Annotated in this window: 20 protein-coding genes; 4 read left to right on the top strand and 16 right to left on the bottom strand. The window is 52.4% G+C overall.

The features are described from left to right. Nucleotides 1–256 precede the first annotated feature (256 nt). Together ompR and envZ are read left to right on the top strand one after the other, a co-directional pair. The gene (gene ompR, locus DYA43_RS00260; protein ID WP_020329352.1) at nt 257–979 is read left to right on the top strand and encodes an osmolarity response regulator transcription factor OmpR; all 723 of its coding nucleotides are present in this window, start codon (nt 257–259) and stop codon (nt 977–979) included. Between the two features lie 72 nt (nt 980–1,051). Continuing rightward, nucleotides 1,052–2,359: a two-component system sensor histidine kinase EnvZ gene (gene envZ, locus DYA43_RS00265; RefSeq protein ID WP_020329353.1), complete on the top strand. Its 1,308-nt coding sequence runs from the start codon at nt 1,052–1,054 to the stop codon at nt 2,357–2,359. Nucleotides 2,360–2,435: 76 nt separating this feature from the next. Here the strand turns inward: envZ and DYA43_RS00270 are convergent, their stop codons facing one another. The 6 genes from DYA43_RS00270 to gmk all read right to left on the bottom strand — a co-directional run bounded on the left by DYA43_RS00270 (nt 2,436) and on the right by gmk (nt 10,250). Beyond that, the gene (locus tag DYA43_RS00270) at nt 2,436–3,827 is read right to left on the bottom strand and encodes a uracil-xanthine permease family protein (RefSeq protein ID WP_020329354.1); all 1,392 of its coding nucleotides are present in this window, start codon (nt 3,825–3,827) and stop codon (nt 2,436–2,438) included. A 267-nt stretch (nt 3,828–4,094) separates the two neighbouring features. Next, the gene (gene recG / locus DYA43_RS00275; RefSeq protein WP_061057137.1) at nt 4,095–6,173 is read right to left on the bottom strand and encodes an ATP-dependent DNA helicase RecG; all 2,079 of its coding nucleotides are present in this window, start codon (nt 6,171–6,173) and stop codon (nt 4,095–4,097) included. A gap of 88 nt (nt 6,174–6,261) precedes the next feature. Then, nucleotides 6,262–6,948, bottom strand: a complete 687-nt coding sequence (gene trmH, locus DYA43_RS00280) for a tRNA (guanosine(18)-2'-O)-methyltransferase TrmH (protein ID WP_020329356.1) — start codon at nt 6,946–6,948, stop codon at nt 6,262–6,264. Between the two features lie 144 nt (nt 6,949–7,092). Then, a complete protein-coding gene (gene spoT, locus DYA43_RS00285) occupies nt 7,093–9,213 on the bottom strand; it encodes a bifunctional GTP diphosphokinase/guanosine-3',5'-bis pyrophosphate 3'-pyrophosphohydrolase (protein WP_061057138.1) in 2,121 nt (706 codons plus the stop codon). Between the two features lie 38 nt (nt 9,214–9,251). Continuing rightward, the gene (gene rpoZ / locus DYA43_RS00290; RefSeq protein WP_004728487.1) at nt 9,252–9,524 is read right to left on the bottom strand and encodes a DNA-directed RNA polymerase subunit omega; all 273 of its coding nucleotides are present in this window, start codon (nt 9,522–9,524) and stop codon (nt 9,252–9,254) included. 102 nt (nt 9,525–9,626) lie between these two features. Then, the gene (gene gmk, locus DYA43_RS00295; RefSeq protein ID WP_020329359.1) at nt 9,627–10,250 is read right to left on the bottom strand and encodes a guanylate kinase; all 624 of its coding nucleotides are present in this window, start codon (nt 10,248–10,250) and stop codon (nt 9,627–9,629) included. Between the two features lie 396 nt (nt 10,251–10,646). On the opposite strand from gmk, the gene DYA43_RS00300 reads away from it, so the two are divergent. Further along, nucleotides 10,647–11,312, top strand: a complete 666-nt coding sequence (locus tag DYA43_RS00300) for a 7-cyano-7-deazaguanine/7-aminomethyl-7-deazaguanine transporter (RefSeq protein ID WP_020329360.1) — start codon at nt 10,647–10,649, stop codon at nt 11,310–11,312. An 80-nt stretch (nt 11,313–11,392) separates the two neighbouring features. Here the strand turns inward: DYA43_RS00300 and DYA43_RS00305 are convergent, their stop codons facing one another. Together DYA43_RS00305 and DYA43_RS00310 are read right to left on the bottom strand one after the other, a co-directional pair. Then, nucleotides 11,393–13,096: a sodium:solute symporter family protein gene (locus tag DYA43_RS00305; RefSeq protein WP_044363295.1), complete on the bottom strand. Its 1,704-nt coding sequence runs from the start codon at nt 13,094–13,096 to the stop codon at nt 11,393–11,395. A gap of 12 nt (nt 13,097–13,108) precedes the next feature. Further along, a complete protein-coding gene (locus tag DYA43_RS00310) occupies nt 13,109–13,375 on the bottom strand; it encodes a DUF4212 domain-containing protein (RefSeq protein WP_020329362.1) in 267 nt (88 codons plus the stop codon). Nucleotides 13,376–13,788: 413 nt separating this feature from the next. Here DYA43_RS00310 and DYA43_RS00315 point away from each other — a divergent pair, with 413 nt between their 5' ends. After that, nucleotides 13,789–15,534 carry a potassium/proton antiporter gene (locus DYA43_RS00315; RefSeq protein WP_020329363.1) on the top strand — a complete coding sequence of 582 codons (1,746 nt, stop codon included), beginning with the start codon at nt 13,789–13,791 and terminating at the stop codon, nt 15,532–15,534. Nucleotides 15,535–15,536: 2 nt separating this feature from the next. Here the strand turns inward: DYA43_RS00315 and DYA43_RS00320 are convergent, their stop codons facing one another. The 8 genes from DYA43_RS00320 to arcA form a co-directional block, all read right to left on the bottom strand. Then, the gene (locus DYA43_RS00320; protein WP_020329364.1) at nt 15,537–16,166 is read right to left on the bottom strand and encodes a response regulator; all 630 of its coding nucleotides are present in this window, start codon (nt 16,164–16,166) and stop codon (nt 15,537–15,539) included. Between the two features lie 175 nt (nt 16,167–16,341). Beyond that, nucleotides 16,342–18,129 (bottom strand): protein-disulfide reductase DsbD, encoded by a 1,788-nt coding sequence (locus tag DYA43_RS00325; RefSeq protein WP_061057250.1) that lies wholly within the window; start codon nt 18,127–18,129, stop codon nt 16,342–16,344. A gap of 224 nt (nt 18,130–18,353) precedes the next feature. Further along, on the bottom strand, nt 18,354–18,827 hold the full coding sequence (locus tag DYA43_RS00330) for an arginine repressor (protein ID WP_171933990.1): 474 nt from the start codon (nt 18,825–18,827) through the stop codon (nt 18,354–18,356). 354 nt (nt 18,828–19,181) lie between these two features. Further along, complete coding sequence (pyrI, locus tag DYA43_RS00335) at nt 19,182–19,643, bottom strand: aspartate carbamoyltransferase regulatory subunit (protein WP_020329368.1); 462 nt, start codon at nt 19,641–19,643, stop codon at nt 19,182–19,184. 15 nt (nt 19,644–19,658) lie between these two features. Continuing rightward, nucleotides 19,659–20,588, bottom strand: coding sequence for an aspartate carbamoyltransferase (gene pyrB, locus DYA43_RS00340; RefSeq protein WP_020329369.1), 930 nt, complete (start codon nt 20,586–20,588; stop codon nt 19,659–19,661). Nucleotides 20,589–21,021: 433 nt separating this feature from the next. Next, nucleotides 21,022–22,032: an ornithine carbamoyltransferase gene (locus DYA43_RS00345; RefSeq protein ID WP_020329370.1), complete on the bottom strand. Its 1,011-nt coding sequence runs from the start codon at nt 22,030–22,032 to the stop codon at nt 21,022–21,024. Nucleotides 22,033–22,122: 90 nt separating this feature from the next. Continuing rightward, entirely contained in the window at nt 22,123–23,037 is a 915-nt protein-coding gene (gene arcC, locus DYA43_RS00350) for a carbamate kinase (protein ID WP_020329372.1), read from the bottom strand. Between the two features lie 62 nt (nt 23,038–23,099). Next, on the bottom strand, nt 23,100–24,320 hold the full coding sequence (gene arcA, locus DYA43_RS00355) for an arginine deiminase (RefSeq protein WP_020329373.1): 1,221 nt from the start codon (nt 24,318–24,320) through the stop codon (nt 23,100–23,102). Between the last annotated feature and the right edge of the window lie 767 nt (nt 24,321–25,087).

Below are 25,087 nucleotides of genomic sequence, written 5' to 3' on the forward strand. Positions count from 1 at the left end.
TGAGAAAGTCAGCCCAAGCGGCTGGCTTTTTTGTTTTGTGCTGCATGAAACGGGTTGTTCAGTGCTGATGGGCTATGATAAAAGCAAATTAATGCCTAGCGGCGCGTAACCGCCTCAACCGTCAAAGGGTTACTGCAAGGCGGTAAACGGAAATAAACGTTAACAATTCTTTGAATCTAAGCGTGCATAACAGTGTTACATTTTACTCGCCCCGGTCTTATCGGGCGCAGTCACTTAATTGGTGGGATCAGGACACATGCAAGAAAACTACAAAATTTTAGTCGTCGATGATGACGCGCGTTTGCGTGCATTGCTGGAGCGTTATTTGTCTGAACAGGGATTTCAGGTGCGCAGCGTGGCGAACAGTGAGCAGATGGACCGCCTGTTAACCCGTGAAACCTTTCACCTGATGGTGCTCGATCTGATGCTGCCCGGCGAAGATGGCCTGTCGATTTGTCGCCGTCTGCGTAACGCCAACAATTCAATTCCGATTCTGATGCTGACTGCTAAAGGCGATGAAATTGATCGCATCGTCGGCCTGGAAGTGGGAGCAGACGACTATCTGCCAAAACCATTTAACCCACGTGAGCTGCTGGCCCGTATTAAAGCGGTGCTGCGTCGCCAGGTGATTGAAGCGCCGGGCGCGCCAAGCTCAGACGATACCGTGGTCGAATTTGGTGAATTCCGCCTTAATCTCGGCACGCGGGAAATGTTCCGTGGTGACGAAGCGATGCCACTGACGTCGGGTGAATTTGCCGTGCTGAAAGCGCTGGTAACCAACGCGCGTGAGCCATTGTCGCGTGACAAACTGATGAACATGGCTCGTGGCCGTGAATATTCGGCGATGGAGCGTTCGATTGACGTGCAGATCTCTCGCCTGCGCCGCATGCTGGAGGTTGATCCAAGCAAACCGCGTTATATTCAGACCGTATGGGGTCTGGGTTACGTGTTCGTTCCGGATGGTAAATCCGCCAGCTAATCTGACGCCCCTTGCAGTACCAGTGTCACCCTGACGCTGGTACTCAACATTCTCTTTCCCTAAAGGTGTCTCATGCGTATCCGCAGTTCATTTACTCAAACCATTCTGCTGTTCTTCACTCTGCTGATTGCCAGCCAAGCCTACTCTTATTACGCCCTGTTTAATTATGCGCTGATGCCGAGCTTGCAGCAGTTCAACAAAATCCTCAGCCATGAAATCAGCCTGATGCTGGATGATTCGCCCAATCCGGCAGAACAAGGTTTGTCGATGGATGTGCCGATGAGGCGCAAAGTGCTGGAGCAGCTTGGGGTGAGCATCTTCAATGAGAACAGCCCGCAGGCCGATGGTTTCAACCATTCGATGACCATCGATCTGATGAGCGAAGAGATGTCGCAGGAACTCGGTTCGCACACCGAAGTGCGCATGGGGCTGGGCAAAGACAGCTATGTGCTGTGGATGAAAATCGATTTGCTGCCGGGGCAGGTACTGCTGATCCCGCTGTCTGAGCTGCAGGAAGAGGATTTTGCGCCGCTGTTTCGCAATAGCATCGTCATGGCGGTGCTGATTCTGGTTGGCGGCTGGCTGTTCATCCGCTTGCAGAACCGGCCGCTGATTGCGCTGGAAAAAGCCGCCAAAGCGGTGGGCCGTGGTGAAATTCCGCCGCCGATCCGTGAAAAAGGCGCCAGCGAAATTCGCTCTGTGACGCGCGCCTTCAATCAGATGTCGAAAGGCATTCAGGCTCTGGAAGACGATCGCGCGCTGCTGATGGCGGGCATCAGTCACGACTTACGTACGCCGCTGACCCGCATTCGTCTGGCGACGGAAATGATGTCACCGGAAGAGAGTTATCTCGCCGAAGGCATCATCAGTGACACCGAAGAGTGCAACGAGATCATCAGTCAGTTCATGGACTATCTCAAACCCGTCAACAAACAGAGTTTTGAACAGGTTGATTTGAATGAGATTGCCAACGATGTGGCGACGTCTGAAGGTGGCTACGAGGTGCAGGTAGAAGTGAATTTGCATCCGGAACTGGTGCCGGCATTTGGCAACCCGATCGCGATTAAGCGGGCGGTGAGCAATCTGGTCGTCAATGCACTGCGCTACGGTAACGGCTGGGTCAAAGTCAGCACCGGCTTAACCGCGGATAAGAAAATGGCGTGGGTCAGTGTGGAAGATAACGGCCCGGGCATCGAGCCGTCGCAGGTCAACAAGCTGTTTGAACCCTTCACCCGTGGTGACACCGCGCGCGGCAGTGAAGGTACCGGGCTGGGGCTGGCGATTGTCAAACGTATCATCAGCCAGCATCACGGCTCGGTGGCGGTGAATAACCGCAGTGATGGCGGCCTGAAAGCGCAAATCAGCTTTCCGACCCGCTAGTTTTTTCCAGCACTGAGACAACGGAAAAGCTCGCCAAATGGCGAGCTTTTTTATGATTTGCAGTCAGGATGCGCGATTACGAATCCAGTGCCTCTTCGCGCGCTTCTTCGCGAGGAGCATGTGTTTCTGGCAGCAGCAGGTTAAGCAGAATAGCGGTAATTCCGCCGGCTGCGACACCAGATGAGAAGATGCTCTTAATGAAGTCCGGCATAAATTGCAGGATTTCCGGTTTCTGGGCGATACCCAGGCCCATCGAGAACGACAGCGCCATGATCAGAATCGCGCGGCGATCGAGGTCGACGCGGGAAATGATGCGTACACCCGCCGCAGCGATGGTACCGAACATCACGATGGTCGCGCCGCCCAAAACAGGTTCAGGAATCAGCTGGACAAAGCTCGCCACACCCGGGAACAGGCCAAGCAGAACCAGCATGCCGGAAATGAAGTAGCCCACGTAGCGGCTTGCAACACCAGTCAGCATGATCACACCGTTGTTCTGGCTGAAGGTAGAGTTCGGAAAGCTGTTGAACACCGCTGCCAGCGCCGAGTTGATGCCATCTGCCAGTACGCCGCCTTTGATACGTTTCATGTATACCGGGCCTTTGACCGGCTCGCCAGACACTTCTGAGGTTGCCGTGATGTCGCCGATTGCTTCCAGCGCAGTGATGAGGAAAATCAGTACCAGAGGAATAAACAGCGACCAGTCAAAACTCAGGCCGTATTGCATCGGAATGGGCAGTGCAATCACGGCGGTATCGCCCAGCTGGCTGGTGTCGATCATACCCATCAAGTACGCCATCACATAACCCACCAGCATCGCAATGACGATAGAAGCGACGCGCACATAGGGATTGTGTGAGCGGTTAAGAATCACGATGATTGCCAGCACTGTACCTGCCAGCGCCAGTTTATCCAGGCTTCCGAAGGTACCATCACCCAGCGCCGCGTAGCCGCCGCCCATGGATACCAGACCCACTTGTACCAGCGTCAGGCCAATCAGCGTCACGACAATCCCGGAGACCAGAGGGGTGATGATGCGCTGGGCAAACTCCAGCACGCGCGACAGCAGAATTTCAGCAAAAGAGGCCAGCAGAATAGTACCGAAAATAGCCGCCATCATGGTTGAGATGTCAGCGCCACCCGCTTTGAGCGCCAGTCCTGCACCGATAATCGGACCAAGGAAGTTAAAACTGGTCCCCTGAATCGACAGCAGACCGGAACCAATCGGGCCGATGGTACGAATCTGGATAAACGATGACAAACCAGAAGCAAACAGCGACATGCTGATGATGGTGTTGGTCTGATCGGCTGGTACGCCCAGCGACTGACAAATGATCAAAGACGGGGTGATTACGGCAACAAACATCGCCAGCAGGTGCTGCAGAGCGGCAAAGAACGTTTGTGGCAGCGGCGGACGGTCATTGAGCTGGTAAACCAGATCGGATTTACGCGTGTTTTGGGTTGTCATGGCAGTTTCCTAATGTGTTATGTCACTTCGCCTGCGCTGAGTGGGCAGTGGAAGCGGAACGCGGACGTTATCTGTGATTGCTGTTAATCAGGTCCGGTTCAGGATGTGGGGATGCACCCCAAGGTAAACGTTTGCGTTTACTCGATTTTGGCGGCGATTATAGAGGTTTTACTCAGAAAGGCAAACGTTTGCTATGGCGTGGAGATAAGTGATTGATCGCGGTCAATCGGCGCGAGTTCGCGCCTGTTCTATTGTCGACAGTGAGAGTTAGGCTTTGGCGTAAACGTCGCGTTCACCCAGCCAGCGGTCGATAATGGCCAGCGCACTGTCCGGGTAATGGTCGTGAATGTGGCGCGCGATGCGTTGTACTTCAGGGATCAGGCGTTGATCGCGCACCAGATCGGCGATTTTGAAATCGGCTAGGCCAGTCTGTTTGGTACCGAGCAGTTCACCCGGGCCGCGGATTTCCAGATCGCGCTGCGCAATCACAAAGCCGTCGTTGCTCTCGCGCAGCACGCCGAGACGCTTCTGCGCTGTTTTTGACAGCGGTGCATGATAGAGCAGCACGCAGTGACTCGCCACGGAGCCACGGCCAACCCGGCCGCGTAGCTGGTGCAACTGGGCCAGACCAAGACGCTCCGGGTTTTCGATGATCATCAGGCTGGAGTTGGGGACATCCACCCCGACTTCAATCACGGTAGTGGCGACCAATAAATGCAGCTGATTGTCTTTAAACGCCTGCATCACGGCCTGCTTTTCCGCCGGCTTCATACGTCCGTGCACCAGACCAATTTTGACCTCCGGCAGTTTGCGCTGCAGCTCTTCGGCGGTCTCGGCCGCCGCTTGTGCTTCGAGCACTTCCGACTCATCAATCAGTGTACAGACCCAATAGGCTTGTTTGCCTTCGGTCAGACATGCATGGCGTACGCGCTCAATGATGTCGTCACGCTTGGTATCCGGAATTGCCACGGTTTGAATCGGAGTACGCCCTGGCGGCAATTCATCAATCACGGAGGTCTCTAAATCAGCGTAGGCGGTCATCGCCAGCGTGCGCGGAATCGGCGTTGCGGTCATGATCAACTGATGCGGGTAGGCACCCTGTTTGGCGCCTTTTTCACGCAGTTCCAGACGCTGGTGGACACCAAAGCGGTGCTGCTCATCAATGATCACCAGCGCCAAATGGTCAAACACCACGTGCTCTTGAAACAGGGCGTGAGTGCCGACCACCATTTTGACTTCGCCGCTGGCAATGCGCGCCAGTTCGGCTTCTTTGGCTTTACCTTTCAGTTTGCCTGCCAGCCAGCCGACCTGAATACCCATGCTTTCAAACCAGTTGGCAAAGTTGATCGCATGTTGCTCAGCCAGGAGTTCGGTCGGCGCCATCAGTGCGACCTGATAACCGTGTTCGATCGCCCGCACCGCAGCCAGTGCGGCCACCAGCGTTTTGCCTGAACCCACATCGCCCTGTACCAAGCGCATCATCGGATGCGGTTTGGCGAGATCGGCTTCGATTTCACGCGCCACACGTGCTTGCGCATTGGTCGGAGAAAAAGGTAACTGTGCCAGCAACTGCTGTTTTAGCTGCTGAGTTTCTGGCAGCGGCAGCGCGATGTCCTGCTGACCTTTGCTGCGTACGGCGAGCATCGACAGATTCTGCGCCAGCAGCTCCTCCATGATCAGGCGAATCTGCGCCGGATGACGGCCTTCGTCAAACAGGCTCAGATCGATGTCCGCTGACGGGCGATGAATGGTGTGCAGCGCTTGGGCGAGAGTGATTTGGTGGTCATACAGGCCTGAGGGCAATAGCTCCTGCACGGCGGCTTTGTCGAGCAAGGCCAGTGCTTGATCGGTCAGGTTACGCAGCGTGATCTGGCGCAGGCCATCGGTGGTCGGATAGACCGGAGTCAGGTTGGGTTCGACATCGGGGCTTTGCGCCGGGGCGAAAAATTTGTAATCCGGGTGGATGATTTCCAGCCCACCATTACCGCGCTTAATTTCACCGTAAGCGTGCACTAACTTACCGTCGGCGAAGTTGTTCTTCATACCGGCGGTAAAGTTGAAAAAACGCAGCGTCAGTGTCCCGTTGTCGTCACTGATTTTAACCGTCAGCATTTTGCGGCGGCCAAAGGTGGTGTCGACCGCCATCACTTTGCCCTGCACCGCAGCCCACAGGCCCGGGTGCAGTTTGATAATCGGGTAGATACGGGTGCGATCTTCATAGCGCAGCGGCAGATGAAACAGCAAGTCCTGAACGCTGTTCAAACCAATTTTTTCCAGCTTCTCGGCCACCTTGGCACCGACGCCGGAGAGTGAACTTAACGGAATTGCTGAAAGAAGCTGCGACATAGATTCAACCACGTAACCAATTGACTGGGTAACTATTCAAACACTGAGCTGTCTATTTGTACAGGGGTAATTCGGCCCGGTAGGCCAATTACGCGCTCTGCATCGCTTTCCACCACGCCTCGTCGGCCACGATCTGGCCTTCGTCATCCAGCTGTGGGTAGTCAAGCTTCTTGCGCTTGGCGACTTTCGCCAGCACCGGATGGCCGCGTTCAAACAGAATACGGTTGATGGTTTCTGCGGGCAGCGGACTTTCGTCGCGCTCATACATGCCCGCTTGCTGACGTTGGCGCTGCGCTTCATACAGAATCAGCGCGCCAGCCACCGAGACATTGAGTGATTGCACCATGCCGACCATCGGGATCACGATGTCTTTATCTGCCAGGGCCAGCGCTTGTTTGGAAATGCCCACTTTTTCACTGCCGAGAATGATGGCTGTTGGTTTGGTGTAGTCGATGTCACGAAAATCAACCGCATCGTCCGACAGATTGGTCACCAGGACCTGCATGCCCTGATCTTTGAGGTGTTGAATCGCTTCCAGTGTGCTGTCGTGCGTTTGCAGTTCAACCCAGTTACGGGCACCAGCGGAAGTGTGGGTCAGGGTGCGCATCTGTTCATTCGGCCAGATGGCGTGAATTTTGTGCAGACCGACCGCATCGGCAGTACGAATGACCGCGGAGACGTTATTGGGTTTGTGCACCTCTTCCAGACAGACGGTTAAGTCGGTTTGGCGGGCTTTTAAGACTTCCTGAATTCGGGAATAACGGTCTAAGTTCATGGTTAGGACTCTGAAGTTTTTACCTTTATACCCAAACGACTTCAAAGGGGGTCACTAAGGTGACGACGGGTGAAGTCGTTTGAACATAATCGAAAATAAAAAAGCCCTTGATAGGTGGCTATCAAGGGCAGTTCAAGCGTACGTTTAGTACTTTCTGCGCCTCACTTTCAGCGCGTTTGGCATGGTGCGAATCTTACGCATGATGTCTGCTAAGTGGACGCGATCTTTCGTGGTCAGGAGTACGGTCACCGTATACAGACGGCCATCACGTTCTTCGGTCGACAGGCCGTGGATGTTGGAGCCGGTTTTGGAGATGACATTGGTCAGCTCAGCCAGCGCACCCTGACGGTTTTGCATATCGACCCGCAGCTCGGTAATGAATTCCTGATCGTAATCACGGGTCCATTCTACCGCCATGTACTTATCCGGTTCGCGCTGATAGCCGCGTACGTTCGGACAAGTTTCACGGTGCACCACCAGACCTCGGCCCGGAGAGACGTGCGCGATGATCGAGTCGTCCGGAATCGGGTGACAACAGTTCGCGAACGTCAGCAGAATGCCTTCCGCACCGCGGATTGGCAGTTTCTTCTTCGGTTTGCCATCTTTGCTTTCGGTTTCCGTCAGTTCATCGGCATCGCCCAACAGACGGCGGGCAATCACGATACTCATCAGCTCGCCCAGACCAATTGCGGCCAACAGATCGCTTTCGCTGGCGATCTTAAGGTCGCTCAGAACATGTTTGATGTTGTCGGCACTGATGTCGCTCAGCGACAAATCACCCAAAGCGTGGTTGAGCAGACGACGTCCCAGCGTAATCGACTCTTCACGGCGCATGGTTTTTAGTACCTGACGAATCTTGGTACGTGCGCGTGAGGTTACCACGTAGTTGAGCCATGCTGCATTCGGGCGGGCACCCGGTGCGCTGATGATTTCCACGGTCTGGCCGTTTTTCAGTGGTTTGCTCAGTGGGTATGGTGTGCGATCGACACGAGCGCCGACACAGGTGTTACCTACGTCGGTATGCACTGCGTAAGCGAAGTCAACCGCGGTGGCACCGACAGGCAGTTCCACAATGCGGCCTTTTGGCGTAAAGACGTAAATCTCGTCCGGGAATAGGTCGGATTTGACGTTTTCGATAAATTCGAATGAGTTACCAGCGCTTTGTTGCAGCTCAAGCAGGCTTTGCATCCAGCGCTGCGCTTTAATTTGCGCGGTGGTGCCAGCACGATCGCCGTTGGCTTTGTAAGACCAGTGTGCCGCGACCCCTTTGTCCGCCATCTGATCCATATCTTCGGTACGGATCTGCACTTCCACCGGCACGCCGTGCGGGCCGACCATGGAGGTGTGCAGCGATTGGTAGCCGTTGGCTTTCGGGACCGCGATGTAATCTTTCATACGCCCCGGACGTGGTTTGTACAGGCTGTGTACCTGGCCAAGCACGCGATAACAGGTATCGGCGCTGTCGACCACCACGCGGAACGCGTAAATATCCATAATGGTGTGAAACCGCTGCTCTTTGGTTTTCATCTTGTTGTAGATGGAGAACAGGTTTTTCTCGCGGCCCACCACGCGAGCGGGCAAGCCCACGTCTTGCAGGCGACCTTCGATTTCACTGTGAATGCGCTGAATCATCTCTTTACGATTACCGCGCGCGGCTTTCACCACTTCTTTGAGAACGCGATAACGGTTGGGATACAGAGCTTCAAAGCCCAGCTCTTCGAGCTCGGTTTTGATGTTATGAATACCGAGGCGGTGTGCCAGCGGAGCGTAGATTTCCAGTGTTTCACGGGCGATGCGACGTTTTTTGTCCGGGCGAAGTGCGCCCAGCGTACGCATATTGTGGGTCCGGTCTGACAGTTTGATCAGGATAACGCGAATGTCCTGCACCATGGCCAGGACCATTTTTCGAAAGTTCTCAGCCTGTGCTTCTTTGCGATCGCGGAATTTGAGTTTGTCGAGCTTAGATACGCCGTCCACCAGTTCTGCCACGGCATGGCCAAACTGAGCTTCGAGGTCTTCTTTGGTGACGTCACAATCTTCGATAACATCATGCAGGAGCGCGGCTTGCAGCGTTTCTAAATCCAGACGCATTTCTGCCAGAATTCGAGCTACAGCAACAGGGTGGATAATGTAAGGTTCGCCGCTTGAGCGGGTTTGCCCTTCATGGGCATCTCTTGCCACTACATAAGATTGGCGCAGAGCCTCAATTTGAGGCTCTGTGAGATATTCCTGGGCAACATCTTTGAGGCTATCGAATAGATACAAATTTCAGGCCCGAGTGTTGATTAATTCCTGATGCAGAATTAACGGTTGTGCACGATGCTGCTTACCGCTGCCAATTCTGCTGCTTCTTGCTCTTGCTGCTCTTGGCGTTCACGTGCGTCTAGCACATCTTTCGTGATAAGACCTTCTTCGATTTCGCGTAGAGCGATAACCGTTGGCTTATCGTTCTCTTCCGGCACCAGTGAGTCTTTACCGCCAGTTTGCATTTGACGAGCGCGGCGAGCCGCAATCAGAACTAGGTCGAAACGGTTGCCAACTTTTTCAACAGCGTCTTGAACAGTTACGCGTGCCATGAGAACTCCAAATAGTTAACTAAAATGTTGAATGACGAGAAAGTATACAGCCTAACGCGTTGAGATACTAGCGAGAGGCTGGCCAATTTCATGGTGGCGGGCTTAGTCCGCCAGAAGTGCAGCCAGCATACTGCTATATTTAGCAGCTTGCTTATCCTGCTTCAATCTTTCTGCACGCATGATGGCTTTAAAATCCATCAGTGCGACATCGAAATCGTCGTTGACGATCACGTAATCGTATTCGCTGTAGTGCGAAATTTCCGACTGCGCTTCGTTCATACGTTTTGCAATCACTGCTTCGCTATCCTGGCCGCGCGTGTTTAAACGACGCTCCAGCTCTTCTTTGGATGGCGGCAGAATAAAGATGCTTTTCGCCGCTGGCATCTGTTCGCGAATCTGACGCGCGCCTTGCCAGTCAATGTCGAGAAAAACATCGATACCTTTGTTTAAGGTTTCCTCAATCCAGACACGGGAAGTGCCGTAGTAGTTACCAAACACTTCGGCGTACTCCAGAAACTCGCCTTTACCAATCAGGTCTTCGAAGTGCTCTTTCTGTACAAAATGGTAATGCACACCATCTTGTTCGCCAGGACGCATGCCGCGCGTGGTGTGCGAAATAGACACTTTCATCGCGTAAGTCGGATTGCGTTCCAACAGCGCCGCGATCAAGCTTGATTTGCCTGCGCCGCTCGGTGCAGAGACGATATATAGAGTACCTTTGCCCATCTGTTCGGTTCCACGTTGGGTTGGGGATTGTGTGCTGAAGCTTGCGCGTTCAACACCCTAAAAGATAGCACTGACCCGCATTTGTTCATTCGGAGGATGAATTTTAGGCCAGAAAAATGGAGGCGAAGATTAGCACGATCCTTTGGATCTTCTCAAGCAAAAGGTCACAGGCTGAGATCGGCTTCGCTGAGTCAGTGAAAGGGGACTCGTGCAATTATTTGATGGTAAAAACGTTTGCTATTTTTTGCTCACTTGCAGGGCCAATTGATTAAGGTATAATCGCCGCCCCTGACGCTGGCTGCGAGCCAGAAGAGTGTCAGCGACTAACATTGATGAGTGAAGCTACGGCTTCAATTTGGGTTCCCTCGCCCCCAAAACAAACTAAAAAGGTACAATATGAGTAACTTTACCCCTGCGCAGCAGCGCAAAGCTTTATCCTATCTTGTTCTGTTCCACCTGGTGATCATTGCCTCGAGCAACTACCTGGTGCAGATTCCGTTTACCATCTTTGGTTTTCATACCACCTGGGGCGCCTTCACTTTCCCGTTTATTTTTCTGGCGACCGATCTGACTGTACGTATCTTTGGTGCGCCGATGGCACGCAAAATCATCTTTCTGGTGATGCTGCCAGCGCTGTTGGTGTCGTACCTGTTGTCTGTGGTGTTCTTTGAAGGCCAGTTTCAGGGTTTGGCGCCGCTGAGTGAGTTCAACCTGTTTGTGGCGCGTATTGCCGCCGCCAGTTTTATGGCTTACTTACTGGGTCAGATTCTGGATGTGCATGTGTTTAACCGCCTGCGTCAATTGAAGCAGTGGTGGGTGGCACCGACCGCATCCACCTTATTTGGTAATGCGTTGGATACCATCGCTTTCTTCGCCATCGCGTTCTACCAGAGCCCGGATCCGTTTATGGCGCAGCACTGGACGGAAATCGCGTTGGTGGATTACAGCTTCAAGCTGATCATCAGCCTTGGCCTGTTCGTGCCGATGTATGGTGTTCTGCTCAATTATCTGATTCGCAAACTGACGGCGGTGAACCCGAATTTCACTGTCGCGAAAGCGTAAACCAAGATAAAGAAAAGCCCGGGCAGTGCCCGGGCTTTTTTGTGGAGAGAATCCCTACAATTCACTCGCTCTGGAGAGGATTAATGGTCGTGAGCCGCGCCAGCGCCTTTTGGATAGCGGATAGACTCAACCATGTCTTGGACTTCAGTCGGTACTTCAGCCGTGAATTTGTTCACCACGATTGAGACCACGAAGTTCAGACACATACCCAGCGTACCGATGCCTTCTGGGCTGATACCAAAGAACCAGTTGTCAGGCGTACTTGCTGCCGGGTTGATGAACTTGAAGTAGATGATGTAAGCCGCAGTGAACGCGATACCTGCCACCATACCTGCAATCGCCCCTTCTTTGTTCATCTTCTTGTAGAAAATACCCAGGATGATGGCAGGGAAGAAGGAGGCTGCTGCCAAGCCGAAGGCGAAGGCGACCACCTGAGCCACGAAGCCCGGAGGGTTAATACCCAAGTAACCGGCGCCGACGATGGCGACAATTGCAGCGACACGCGCAGCCATCAATTCCTGTCTGTCGGTCATATTTGGCTTGAAGCCTTTCTTCAACAAGTCATGAGAGATAGACGTTGAGATAACCAGCAGTAGACCTGCCGCTGTAGACAGTGCTGCTGCCAAACCACCTGCTGCCAGCAGACCTACAACCCAGTTAGGCAGTTTCGCCAGCTCTGGAGAAGCCAGTACGATGATGTCACGGTTGATGTTCATTTCGTTGCGAGCATCACCCGAGTAGAACATGCGACCATCGCCGTTCTTATCTTCCCACTTAACCAGACCTGTGCTTTCCCAGTTTTTGTACCAGCTTGGTGCTTGCTCAGCCGTCACACCTTGCATGTCCGGACCGTTGATGGTTTCGATAAGGTTCACGCGAGCAAACGCAGCCACACCTGGTGCAGTGGTATACAGCAGAGAGATGAACAGCAGTGCCCAACCCGCAGAGATACGCGCATCACGCACTTTAGGTACCGTGAAGAAGCGAATGATGACGTGTGGCAGACCAGCTGTACCCACCATCAGAGCCGCCGTGATGAAGAACACATCCACCATGCTCTTGTTGCCTTCAGTGTACGCTGTGAAGCCAAGCTCCTGCGTCAGACCATCAAGCTTATCAAGCAGATAAACATCAGTGCCTGAGATGGTTGAACCCATACCAATTTGTGGCAGCGGGTTACCGGTCATCATGATTGAAGTGAAAATAGCTGGTACAAGGAAGGCGAAAATGAGCACACAGAATTGAGCTACCTGTGTATAAGTGATGCCTTTCATGCCACCCAGTACGGCGTAGAAGAACACGATCGCCATACCGATAACGATACCCACGTTGATGTCAACTTCGAGGAAGCGGGAGAATACCACGCCCACACCGCGCATTTGACCTGCTACGTAGGTGAAGGAAATGAAGATCGCACAGAATACCGCTACCATACGAGCCGTTTTCGAGTAGTAACGTTCGCCGATGAAATCCGGCACAGTGAACTGACCAAATTTACGCAGGTAAGGCGCTAAACACAGAGCCAACAGAACGTAACCGCCTGTCCAACCCATCAGGTAAACCGTACCATCGTAACCGATGAACGAGATGATACCTGCCATTGAGATGAACGATGCGGCTGACATCCAGTCTGCTGCGGTCGCCATACCATTCGCGACAGGGTGTACACCACCGCCTGCGACATAGAACTCACTGGTTGATCCCGCGCGAGCCCAGATGGCGATGCCAATATACAGAGCGAAAGAGAGACCAACGAGAAGAAACGTCCAAGTTTGAATATCCATTGCTAAAACCTCTTAGTCTTCGTGCACGTTGTACTTTTTGTCGAGCGAGTTCATCCGCGCAACGTAAATAAAGATTAAAGCGACGAAGGTGTAAATTGAGCCCTGTTGTGCAAACCAGAATCCAAGCTTAAAGCCGCCTAAATGAATGCTGTTCAGCGCATCGACGAATAACACGCCCGCGCCATAAGATACTAAGAACCACACTGCGAGCAGTGACCCCATAATCCCCAAGTTTTCTTTCCAGTAGGCTTGAGCATGTTCTGTAGATTCGAACGCCATGGCCTTCTCCTTCCTGTTAGATGTTGTGTTAACGCAATGTTACGGTTTGTAATTTAGCAGTGTTTAATCAAGGGATCTGTGCAACTTTAGTCGTGACGGTTTTTGTTTAAAACGATGGAAAATCAAGGCTTCATGGCGGGTTTGTGATGCAGATTGCGTGTTAAAACTATGTTAAATTAGCCAAAGGTCTAAGAAATCCGCACCAGAAAAGTCGTGTCGGCGGCACTTTTTTAGTGTCGGCAATGCGGAATTTGTGTTGCGCGCCGATCGGCAGCGCTTGCCACACTTAGGTTAGGTGGTATTTGTTTACATAAACTTTTCGTCAAACTGCTAGGTTTTCGTGCACAATAGGCAAGCAGTAGCGCGGTGGAATCCACCGTATATAACAACAATTTAATTAAGGGAGGGGGAGTGTGGACGCGATTACCATCAACAGCTTTTTTCTGGTTGGCGCATTACTCATTGCGCTCAGCGTACTCCTGAGCCCGGTATCCTCAAAACTGGGGATTCCTATTCTTTTGGTTTTTCTTGCCGTCGGTATGTTGGCTGGGGAAGACGGGGTCGGTGGCATTTTATTTGATAACTATCCGGTAGCGTATCTGGTGAGTAACCTGGCGCTGGCGATCATCCTGCTCGATGGCGGGATGCGCACCCGGGTAGCGAGTTTCCGGGTCGCATTCTGGCCGTCGGTGTCTTTGGCGACTGTCGGGGTAGCGATTACCACGATGCTGACCGGATTGATGGCAGCTTGGTTGTTTGATCTCGATCTGCTGCAGGGCATTCTGGTGGGTGCGATTGTCGGTTCAACCGATGCGGCGGCGGTGTTCTCGCTGCTCAAAGGTCGCAGTCTCAACGAGCGTGTCGGAGCCACGCTGGAAATTGAATCCGGTACCAACGACCCGATGGCCGTGTTTCTGACCGTCACCATGATTGCAGTGCTGGGCAGCCAGAGCAGCGATCTGAGCGCAGGTTTCCTGGCGCTGAGCTTTGTGAAACAGTTTGGTCTCGGCGCGTTACTCGGCCTGTGTGGCGGCTGGTTATTGTGGAAACTGATCAATCGCAGTCAGTTACCCGAAGGGCTTTATTCCATTCTGACCGTGAGCGGCGGCCTGATTATTTTTGCGTTGTCGAACGCGCTCGGCGGCAGCGGCATTCTGTCTATTTATCTGGTCGGTCTGCTGATCGGTAACCGCCCAACCCGCAGCCGTCATTCGATTCTGAACGTGCTGGATGGCATGACCTGGTTGTCGCAAATCGGCATGTTCTTGGTATTGGGTCTGCTGGTCACACCGTCAAATCTGGTGGCGATCATGGTGCCGGGTCTGGCGCTGGCGTTTGGCATGATTCTGTTTGCCCGTCCGGTGTCGGTATGGATTGGCTTGTTGCCGTTCAAAAGTTTTACCGCCCGTGAGAAATGGTTCATTTCCTGGGTCGGATTGCGCGGCGCAGTACCGATCATTCTGGCGGTGTTCCCAATGATGGCCGGATTGCCGGATGCACAGCTTTACTTCAATCTGGCGTTCTTCGTGGTCATGGTATCGCTGATTGTGCAAGGCGGAACGCTGACCAAGGCGATGTCGCTGGCCAAGGTAGAGCTGCCATCAAAGCCGGAGCCGATTTCTCGCACGGGTGTCGAGATTTTTCCGACCAGCGAGTGGGAATTGTTTATCTACAATCTGAAGCAGGACAAATGGTGCATCGGTGAGCCGCTGCGTAACCTGTTCATGCCGGATGGTACGCGGATTGCGGCGGTATTCCGTCAGCAGCAACTGCTTCACCCGTCGGGCAGTACTAAGCTTGAAGAAGGGGATACGCTGTGTGTGCTGGCGCAGGAAAAAGATCTTGAAGCGCTCAGCCAACTGTTCAGTGAAGCGCCGGAAAAAGCCTCACTGGCGCGCTTCTTTGGTGACTTCTTCCTCGATATTGAAGCCAAATTGGTGGATATCGCGATGGCTTATGGTCTCGATTTGGGCGAGCTGAGCGACGACAAAACGCTGAAAGATTTAGTGACCGAACACCTTGGCACCACCCCGGTACTGGGTGACCACTTCGAATGGCATGGCCTGCATTGGGTGGTGGCCGACGTGGTGGACTGGCAGGTGACCAAGATTGGTTTACGTCTGCCAGCGGAAGATGATGTGGTGGAGGCGGGCGAGTAGCGTTATTCGCTCATCTCTTTCAGCAGGATCACGGCCTGAGTGCGGTTTTTCACCCCAAGTTTACGGAAGATCGCCGTCATATGTGCTTTGATGGTGGCTTCCGAAACATTCAGTTCATAAGCAATCTGCTTATTCAGTAAGCCGTCCGACAACATGCCCAGTACTTTGTATTGCTGTGGGGTCAGGGCGGCGATTTTCTCCGCCAGATCGTTACAGGCTCCCGCATCGGCGATCAGCCCTTCCGGAAAATACGGTTCGCCGTTCAGCACCTGATTAATTGCGCTGATCAAACTGCGCATGTCGCTCGATTTAGGAATAAAACCGAACGCGCCATGGCTTTTGACTTGTGACACCACTGACGGCTCTTCACTGGCAGACACCACTACAATCGGCAAATCCGGGTATTCGGCACGCAGGTGAATCAGCCCCGACATGCCGTTGGCGCCGGGCATTTTCAAATCCAGCAGCAGCAGATCCGGCTCAGAGCCTTTATTGAGCAGCGCCAGCAGCGCATCGAGAGAATCAGCTTCAAGAAGGTTCGCCCCACTGACTGCCATGTGCACAGATTGGAACAGGGCATTGCGAAATAGCGGATGATCATCGGCGATGATGATGGTGTAGGTCGAGTCCATGACGTTAAACACTTTTAACAAATTAGTTAAAGAAATTATTGTCCGCTTTGAAAATATGGACAATGTTCACACACTAAAAGTCTGAACTGTATCCACTTTTTATCTGCATGAAGATGAATAGCGCTCACCCTGTTTGACAGCGGGGTCTCGAACCGGGTGAGCGTAAAAGGAGGAATCAGAGCTGGTGGTTGCTCAGATGCTGCAAAAATTGCTCGGCAGGCTGAAAACCGGTGATGCGCGCGTTTGAAACGCGTTCGCCCTGCGCATTCCAGAACTCGATAGTCGGCAAACCGAGCACTTGCATTTGTTTCAGCAATTCAATGTCTTGCGGTTGATTTTGTGTTACGTCGGCTTGAAGTAAGACAAAGTTTTTCAATTTCTGCTCCACATCCGGATGGTGGAAGGTGTACTTATCAAACTCCTTACACGCCACACACCAGTCGGCGTAGAAATCGAGCATCACTGGTTTGCCCGCCGCTTTGGCGCTGGCTAATTCACGGTTGAGGTCGTCAACATTGGCAATTCGAGTGAACGCAATCGCAGGTTGTGCTTGCGTGGCCGCTTGTTCTGGCATCATCCAGTGATTGAGTAACGGTTGTGCAGAGGCCAGCAGGCCGAGAATGGCAATAATGCCCAGCAGGCTCTGTTTCCAGCCGGCAAACGGCAGACTGTTTTTGACATGGTACAGCCAGCCAAATGCGGCTAGTCCAAGCAGTGACCACAGTGCGGTGGACCAGAACTCTGGCAGCAGACGCTCCAGAAGGAAAATCGGTGCTGCGAGCAGAATAAAGCCGAACAGCGTTTTCACGCGCTCCATCCACATACCCGCGCGTGGCAGCAGACGGTTACCAAATACTGCAACCAGAATCAGCGGAATGCCCATGCCGAGTGCCAGTGCGTAGAGCGCTACGCCACCTGTCAGCAAATCTCCACTTTGTGCAACATACAACAGCGCGCCGGACAGCGGCGCAGTGGTGCAGGGCGAACACACCAAACCGGAAATCGCACCCATAGCGAATACGCCCGCCAGGCTACCCCCTTGCTGCTGATTACTCAGGTTGCTGAGCCAGGTTTGCATGCGGCTTGGCAGTTGTAAGGTGTAAAGACCAAACATCGACGCGGCGAGCAGCACAAACAGCGCGCTGAGGCCGATCAGCACGTAAGGGTGTTGTAAGGCGGCCTGAAATTGTAGCCCGGCCGAAGCAACGACTAACCCGAGCAGGGTGTAGGTCAGCGCCATGCCTTGCACATACACAAAACTCAGCAGCAGCGCGCGGCGGTGCGACAACTGACCGCCGCCGAGCACGATGCTGGTCAGAATCGGGTACATGGGCAGTACGCACGGAGTAAACGCCAGCCCGATCCCCAGCAGTAAGAACAGCAGCGGTGTCCACCAAGCATCGGCCAGTTGTGAAGCCAGTGAATCCTGTTGAGACGCTGGTACGCTGTCTGTGGTGACGGCTGCATTGTTCGCCGAGGCCGATGGTGCCGGTGTGATTTCGGCGGGCTGATCAAAACTAAAACTGTCGAGCGTAATCACGCGGGTTTCCGGCGGATAACAGAAGCCAGCTTTGGCACAGCCCTGATACTGCACAATCAGTCGAGCACCGTCCTGATAGTCGCGCAGTGGCAGCGTGACAGACAGTGGCGTGGTGTAGATGGTGACATCCCCAAAGAACTCATCATGATACGGCTGGCCCTGCTGCAACTGATAGTCGCCGAGTGTGACTTTGTCTGCACTGATGCTGATGCGATCCTGATACAGGTAGTAGCCGTCTTTGACCTGCCAATCGAGATAGACCTGATTGCCTTGCTGGAAATAGCTGAACGGAAAGGCTTCATCCACGGTCACAAACTGGTTGTTACTGCCGAGCGAGAGAGGGTTATTGTTACCAAACGCCGCCAGTGCCGGTTGGCTCAGAGCGGAACACACCAGCAGTAAGAAAGAGAAAAATATACGCATCATCAAGACATTCTGAAAAAGTGGACAGTCATACTATACCCAAAATATTCGTGACTGCGCCTGTTGGTGTCAAATTCTGTGCAACATCAGGCGCGCCGGACGACATTTGGACGCTATGTTCGATGAGACCGGAGTGAAGGGGATTTGGTTTCATGTCGGGCATGAAACGGAGTCAATAAGCTGAAAAAGCGTGAGCAAGCACCCGCGCAGGGCGGGCGCCTGAGTCAGGCAACACCAAGACGCGTTTTGACGACGCGTTCGCACGCTTCAACGTTATTGGCGTCACGCGGGATCACCAGCACGGTGTCGTTGCCACCGACGGTGCCGAGAATTTCGCTGTGCGGATCGATGTCCACCAGGCGGGCCACCAGTTGGGCACTGCCGGGATGGGTTTTGACCACCACAATCGCCTGATTGTGGGTGATGAACTCAATCTGTGAGGCGATGGACGACTCCACGCGTACTGGCGCAGTTTCGACCGTTATACAGTAGACTTTCTTACCGCAGGCGTTCTGCACTTTGACCACGCCGAGCTGTGACAGCAGGCGCGACACCGTCGACTGGCTGATACCGTCAAAGCCCAGCTCGATGAGTTTTTCGCGCAGTTCATTCTGATTGGCAAAACTCTGCTGTTGCAGCAGACGTTTGCAGGCCGCCGCCAGAGATTCATCCTCATGCGCAATGGCACTGTGAGGCATTTTTCTGTTCACGGGTAACTCCTTATCCAGTCACGCCGAGGCGTGAGACATTCTGGTGTTCCATACCCTGTCAGCACACTCCCAAAGCCTTAGAGTGTGACAACCCGCCAGTGACGAATGCATTCGCCATGGTGCGGGAAACCTGTGTTGAGCACTGGGATAGTCATTGTTGGTGAAAGAAGCATACCATTAATAAAAATGCGGCTTTTTGAATAGGATCACCAAATAATAATCTGGGTAAATGCTTGTTGTTTGGTGATTTATATTGAAGTGGTGCAAGTTTATGCATCGTTTTATGCGCGGCCATAACGGCCACTCAGCGCCAGAGCAGGCGGCTGAGTGGCTGACGCGGAATCAGTTCTCGGTCATGATTTCGCGCGAGAATACTTTTTCACAGTAGTGGCATTTGAGTTGAACATTTTCTTGTTTCAGAATCACGCGGAAGCGGCTGCTGACCGGCTCGCCGTGTGAGATACAGTTGCTGTTCGGGCAGGCAAACACACCATCGATGCGCTCTGGCAGTGTCAGCGTCAGCTTGTTCACTACCTGATACTCTTCAATCTGGTTCACGGTCGCGTTCGGTGCATACAGCGCCAGTTGGTTGGCCTGCTCTTTGCTCAGATAAATGTTCTCAATCTTGATCAGATCTTTATGACCCAGCGCTGACGACGGCAGGTTGAGGCCAATGGTGATGCGCTGATTGGTTTCGTGCAGTTTGAACAGCGACAAAATCTTGATGCCCAGATTGGCAGGAATGTGGTCAATCACTGAGCCGTTGCGGATCGCTTCTACCTGTAGTTGGTTCTCTTTTACCATGATGACATCTCCTGCTTATAGATTTGGGTTCAGAACGAGGGCGAGTAGGGCTTCACGGGCGTAGACGCCGTTTTCGGCCTGCTGGAAGTAGTACGCGTGCGGTGTTTTATCCACGTCGGTGGTGATTTCGTCCACGCGTGGCAGCGGGTGCAGCACTTTCAGGTTCGGACGCGCGGTTTTCAATGTGTCGGCAGACAGAATGTAAGCCGACTTCATGTGCGCGTATTCGGACTCGTCAAAACGCTCTTTCTGCACGCGAGTCATGTAGAGAATATCCAGCTCGGGTACCACTTCTTCAATGCTGGCGTGAGTGCTGAACGCAATGCCCGCTTCTTCCAGTTCCTGGCACAGGTAATCCGGCATCGCCAGCACTTCCGGGGCGATGAAGAAGAAACGAATGTTGGTGAATTTCGCCAGTGCCTGAGTCAGCGAGTGCACTGTGCGGCCATATTTCAAATCGCCGACGAACGCGACGTTGAGGTTATCCAGCGTGCCTTGCGTTTCGTAAATCGAGAACAGATCGAGCAGAGTCTGGGTCGGGTGCTGGTTGGCGCCGTCACCGCCGTTAACCACCGGCACGCCGTTAGAGAACTCGGAGGCCAGACGCGCGGCGCCTTCTTGCGGGTGGCGCATCACAAACGCGTCGACGTAAGAGGAAATCACCTGCACCGAGTCCGCCAGGCTTTCGCCCTTTTTCGCCAGCGAGGTGTTGCCGCCGTTGTCAAAACCAATCACGGTGCCGCCCAGGCGTTGCACTGCGGTTTCAAACGACAAGCGGGTACGGGTCGATGGCTCAAAGAAACAGCTCGCCACCACTTTGTTTTTCAGTAGCTCAGGGTTTGGCTCCGCTTTGAGGCGGGCGGCCGTATCGACGATAAGTTCCAATTCACTGCGAGTGAATTCCGGAATCGAAATGATGTGTCGGTTAAACAGCGAGTGTGCCATAACGTCTCTTCCTTTTGTGTAGGTTCATGGCTCGGCCGATGGGCTGAGGACGAAAAAAACTCAAAAAAAAGCCCCCTGAAATAGGAGGCTTTAACAACGATCACCACAGAAAAACAAAACGGCGTGACGCGCCCAATACGGACGGTTTTTCAAACGCGATGCTCGATTGAATACGCTCATTTTTTGTTCCCTGTAGACAAATTGCGGAGGATTATACGGACAAAAAACACCGGTGCAATAGCTTTTGAAAAATATTCAAGTTATGGATTTTTATGCGGATTTTGCCGAGATTTACTGAATTTTAACCACCAGTTTATGCGTCTGGCTTGGTGGTGGTTTTTTAAGAAAAATGGCGAAAAAGCCGCTGAAAAAAAATGCGGGCTTTATTCAGCCCGCATTGGTAGGTATGTAAAGGAAGTCAATTGATTTTGGGTTAGTCGCCCAGTGTTGCCACCATGATGGCTTTGATGGTGTGCATGCGGTTTTCCGCTTCATCGAACACGATTGAGTAGTCGGATTCGATCACTTCGTTGGTCACTTCACAGCCGTCTTTCAGTACTGGGTAGTCGTGCGCCAGTTGTTTGCCCACTGTGGTGTCTTCGCCGTGGAATGCTGGCAGACAGTGCATGAATTTCACATTCGGGTTGCCGGTCGCTTTGATGACGTTCATGTTCACCTGGTAAGGCAGCATCAGGTTGATGCGCTCTGCCCATGCTTCTTTCGCTTCGCCCATAGAGACCCAAACGTCGGTGTACAGGAAGTCACAGCCAATCACGCCTTCTTGCACATCGTCAGTCAGAGTGATTTTACCGCCGGTTTCTTTGGCGATTTCGCGGCAAGTGGCCACTAATTCTTCGGTTGGCCAGAATTGTTTTGGCGCCACCAGGCGAATGTCCATGCCCATTTTCGCTGCGCCAACCATCAGAGAGTTACCCATGTTGTTGCGCGCATCACCGAGGTAAGCGAATTTGATTTCGTGTAGCTGTTTACCGCGGCTGTGTTCCATCATAGTCAGGAAGTCTGCCAGAATTTGGGTTGGGTGGAATTCGTCAGTCAGGCCGTTCCACACTGGCACACCAGCGTAAGCACCCAGCTCTTCGACGATCTCTTGGCCAAAACCACGGTATTCAATACCGTCGTACATGCGACCCAGCACACGGGCGGTATCTTTCATCGATTCTTTGTGACCAATCTGAGAACCTGATGGGCCAAGGTAAGACACTTGCGCGCCTTGGTCGAACGCCGCCACTTCAAACGCACAGCGAGTACGAGTGGAGGTTTTTTCAAAGATCAGTGCGATGTTTTTGCCTTTCAGGCGTGGTTGTTCATAGCCGTTGTATTTGGCTTTTTTCAGTTCCACCGCCAGGTCCAACATGTGTTGAATTTCGCGTGGAGTGAAGTCGAGTAGTTTCAGGAAGTTACGGTTACGTAGGTTAAAAGCCATGATCTTATCCTCATCTGGGAAGCGCTTACGCTATCTCGCCTAAGCGCTGAAAATTCAATGTTTGCTTACCAGTGACAACTGCACGGGTGATTACTGATCGCGAGTGATGTTGGTGCCTGCTTTTCCTTCCAGAATGCGCAGACCATCTTGCAGCGCGCCGATACCGACTACGGTGCCGCCTTTGCGAATGAATTCGCATGAAGCTTCGATTTTTGGCCCCATGGAGCCGGCATCGAACTGGTATTTCGCCAGCTCATCTGGCGTGGTGTTGCGCAGTGCAGTCTGAGTTGGTTTACCCCAGTCAAGGTACACGGCATCGGCATCAGTCAGGATCAGCAGCGCATCGGCGCCGATTTGTTTGGCGAGGAATGCTGCCGACATGTCTTTGTCGATCACCGCTTCCACACCGACCAGTTTGCCGTTTTCACGTTTGACCGGAATGCCGCCACCGCCAGTACAGATCACCAGATGACCTTCATCAATGAGGGTGGTGATCGCTTCATGTTCGATGATGCCGGTCGGTTGAGGGCTGGGTACCACGCGGCGGAAGTATTTGCCGTCCGGTTTCACCGTCCAGTGGTATTTCTCTGCCATTTCACGCGCTTCGGCTTCTTCGTAGACCGGACCAATCGGTTTGGTCGGGTCGGCAAAGGCCGGGTCGTTCGGATCGACAGACATCTGAGTCAGCATGCAAGTCACGTTGCGTTCTGGCAGTAGGTTTTTGAATTCCTGCATCAGCATGTAACCGATCATGCCCTGAGTTTCGCTACCCAACACGTCAAGTGGGTAAGGGTTTACTTTCTTGTATTCCAAACCTTGCAGCGCGAGCAATCCCACTTGCGGACCGTTTCCGTGTACCAGTACCACGTTGTACTCTTTGGCAATTTCAGAAATGGTTTTGGCTGCAATTTCAATGTTGTGGCGTTGTACATCCGCTTCTAACGGTTCACCGCGACGAAGCAATGCGTTACCACCTAATGCGACGACTACTGTTTGTTTAGTCATGGTTGTATCTCTTATTATGTGGGCCGAAGCTGGCAGAGGAAAATCAGCCCCGGCCCGAGTTACTAGATGTCATCACGTTCAATTGGGCAGCTCATGCAGCGTGCACCGCCACGGCCGCGGCCCAGTTCATCACCCGGAATTGGCAGAACGGTGATGCCGGCTTTGTCGTATTTCTCGTTGGTGTAGGTGTTACGTTCGTAACCAATCACCACGCCAGGACGAACGGTCAGCACGTTGTTTGCATCGTTCCACTGTTCACGTTCTGCTTCGAAACTGTCGCCACCGGTAGTGATCATGTTCAGTTTGCCGACGCCCAACGCTTTTTCGATAGTGTGAATGTAAGACTCTTGTTGAGTGGCTTTCACGCGGCCAGATTCATCACCGGTCAGGCTCCAGCAGTTCACGTCATCCGGAATCACGTTTGGATACACGGAGAAGGTGTCTTCACGCATGTGCGTCATCACGGTATCCAAGTGCATGCAAGAACGGTCTTTTGGCAGTTCCAGCGCGATGACTTGTTTCGCCTGACCATGTTTGAACAGGGAAGAAGCCAACTGTTCAACACCTTGTGGCGTAGTACGTTCAGACATACCAATCAACACTGCGCCGCGGCCGATAACCAGTACGTCACCGCCTTCAATGGTGGATTTGTCGTAGTTACGCTCTTCGTCGCCGAAGTACTTGATGAAGTCCTGGCCAGCGAAGGTTGGGTGCCAACGGTAGATCGCACGCAGGTGGTTGGTTTCACGCTGACGGGCCACTTTCGCCATTGGGTTGATAGAGACGCCACCGTAAACCCAGCAAGAAGTGTCGCGGGTAAACAGATGGTTTGGCAGCGGTTTGATAATGAAGTCATTCGCTTTGTTCATCGCCTGCAGAATAGACGAAGATTGAATGGGCAGTTCACCGTAAGACAGACCACCAGTCAGAATTTTCGCCAGATCCATGTGTGGCTGGTCAGCCAGGTAGCAGCGCAGATCGTTAGCGAATGTTGGACCAAAACGGTTATCAGAAATTTGCGTATTCAGCAGCCATTCTTTGGCTTCAGGCACATCCAGTGTTTCAGCGAGCAAATTAGTGAGTAGCAATACTTCAACGCCTTGGTCGCGAAGTGTTTGGGCAAAAACGTCGTGTTCTTTACCTGCACGTTCGATATCCAATACGTCATCAAACAGCAGATCGTGACAGTTTGATGGAGTCAGATGGGTGAGCGCGCGGCGTGGGCGGTGAATTAAAACGCGACGTAATTGACCTATTTCAGAACCTACGTATAACTTACTCATAATCGTATCTCTCTTATTTTCTGTGTATTTCTTTATTTGAAATACATATTTATTTGTAGGGATTTGGTAATGAATTTAATTGGGTTTTAATTAATTCATTGTTTCGTTCTGATATTCATATTACCCCGTCAGAGAGGTCTTTCTTAGAGAGCGATCACAGTTCGATTTTTATTAAAAAAGCATGAAATCTAGTGTTTTTTAACAATGTTTATTCATCTGATAGAAGATTATCTTGTTGGGTGGTTGTGCGGATTTTATGGAAGTTTAATCGGGATAAATAAAGAATATTCATGAAATTAGGAGGATGAATTGATAGTTGAGGAAGTTTATGCAAATTCATTTCCCTTATTATTCACTCAATAGCACTGAAGTATGCATTTCTAAAGGGTAGATAGTGACTTTAGGGCGAATAAAAACGTCCGATGTAACAAAAATATCGGCCAAAATATTGATCTGAGACAAACTAAAACCGATGCAATAAAGCCTGATTTGAGCACGGAAAACCTTAAGTAGAGGCGAATAAACAGGGGAATTCTGACCGGCGTAAACAGGGATAAAAAATACCAGAGAATAAACTTTCTTATTCCGGTGGTAATTATCCATTACTGTTGAATGACTCACTGACACCGCTGCTTAATAAACCCGCCAGTCGGACAGAATGATGGTTAATCCATAGCGGTCATCGTGTGCGGCGAGAAGAGCTGGGAGTGGGCAACACAGGGGAGACAATGGTCTGATGGGCAAAGCCGCACGCCTGACCTGAAGAC

This window comes from Vibrio fluvialis (genome assembly GCF_900460245.1).
Taxonomy (GTDB): Bacteria; Pseudomonadota; Gammaproteobacteria; order Enterobacterales; family Vibrionaceae; genus Vibrio; species Vibrio fluvialis.

What these genes read in the sequence shown, in the direction of transcription:
- ompR (WP_020329352.1), top strand. Translation starts at nt 257, where the DNA reads ATGCAAGAAAACTACAAAATTTTAGTCGTCGATGATGACGCGCGTTTG.
- envZ (WP_020329353.1), top strand. Translation starts at nt 1,052, where the DNA reads ATGCGTATCCGCAGTTCATTTACTCAAACCATTCTGCTGTTCTTCACT.
- DYA43_RS00270 (WP_020329354.1), bottom strand. Translation starts at nt 3,827, where the DNA reads ATGACAACCCAAAACACGCGTAAATCCGATCTGGTTTACCAGCTCAAT.
- recG (WP_061057137.1), bottom strand. Translation starts at nt 6,173, where the DNA reads ATGTCGCAGCTTCTTTCAGCAATTCCGTTAAGTTCACTCTCCGGCGTC.
- trmH (WP_020329356.1), bottom strand. Translation starts at nt 6,948, where the DNA reads ATGAACTTAGACCGTTATTCCCGAATTCAGGAAGTCTTAAAAGCCCGC.
- rpoZ (WP_004728487.1), bottom strand. Translation starts at nt 9,524, where the DNA reads ATGGCACGCGTAACTGTTCAAGACGCTGTTGAAAAAGTTGGCAACCGT.
- gmk (WP_020329359.1), bottom strand. Translation starts at nt 10,250, where the DNA reads ATGGGCAAAGGTACTCTATATATCGTCTCTGCACCGAGCGGCGCAGGC.
- DYA43_RS00300 (WP_020329360.1), top strand. Translation starts at nt 10,647, where the DNA reads ATGAGTAACTTTACCCCTGCGCAGCAGCGCAAAGCTTTATCCTATCTT.
- DYA43_RS00305 (WP_044363295.1), bottom strand. Translation starts at nt 13,096, where the DNA reads ATGGATATTCAAACTTGGACGTTTCTTCTCGTTGGTCTCTCTTTCGCT.
- DYA43_RS00310 (WP_020329362.1), bottom strand. Translation starts at nt 13,375, where the DNA reads ATGGCGTTCGAATCTACAGAACATGCTCAAGCCTACTGGAAAGAAAAC.
- DYA43_RS00320 (WP_020329364.1), bottom strand. Translation starts at nt 16,166, where the DNA reads ATGGACTCGACCTACACCATCATCATCGCCGATGATCATCCGCTATTT.
- DYA43_RS00325 (WP_061057250.1), bottom strand. Translation starts at nt 18,129, where the DNA reads ATGCGTATATTTTTCTCTTTCTTACTGCTGGTGTGTTCCGCTCTGAGC.
- DYA43_RS00330 (WP_171933990.1), bottom strand. Translation starts at nt 18,827, where the DNA reads ATGCCTCACAGTGCCATTGCGCATGAGGATGAATCTCTGGCGGCGGCC.
- pyrI (WP_020329368.1), bottom strand. Translation starts at nt 19,643, where the DNA reads ATGGTAAAAGAGAACCAACTACAGGTAGAAGCGATCCGCAACGGCTCA.
- pyrB (WP_020329369.1), bottom strand. Translation starts at nt 20,588, where the DNA reads ATGGCACACTCGCTGTTTAACCGACACATCATTTCGATTCCGGAATTC.
- DYA43_RS00345 (WP_020329370.1), bottom strand. Translation starts at nt 22,032, where the DNA reads ATGGCTTTTAACCTACGTAACCGTAACTTCCTGAAACTACTCGACTTC.
- arcC (WP_020329372.1), bottom strand. Translation starts at nt 23,037, where the DNA reads ATGACTAAACAAACAGTAGTCGTCGCATTAGGTGGTAACGCATTGCTT.
- arcA (WP_020329373.1), bottom strand. Translation starts at nt 24,320, where the DNA reads ATGAGTAAGTTATACGTAGGTTCTGAAATAGGTCAATTACGTCGCGTT.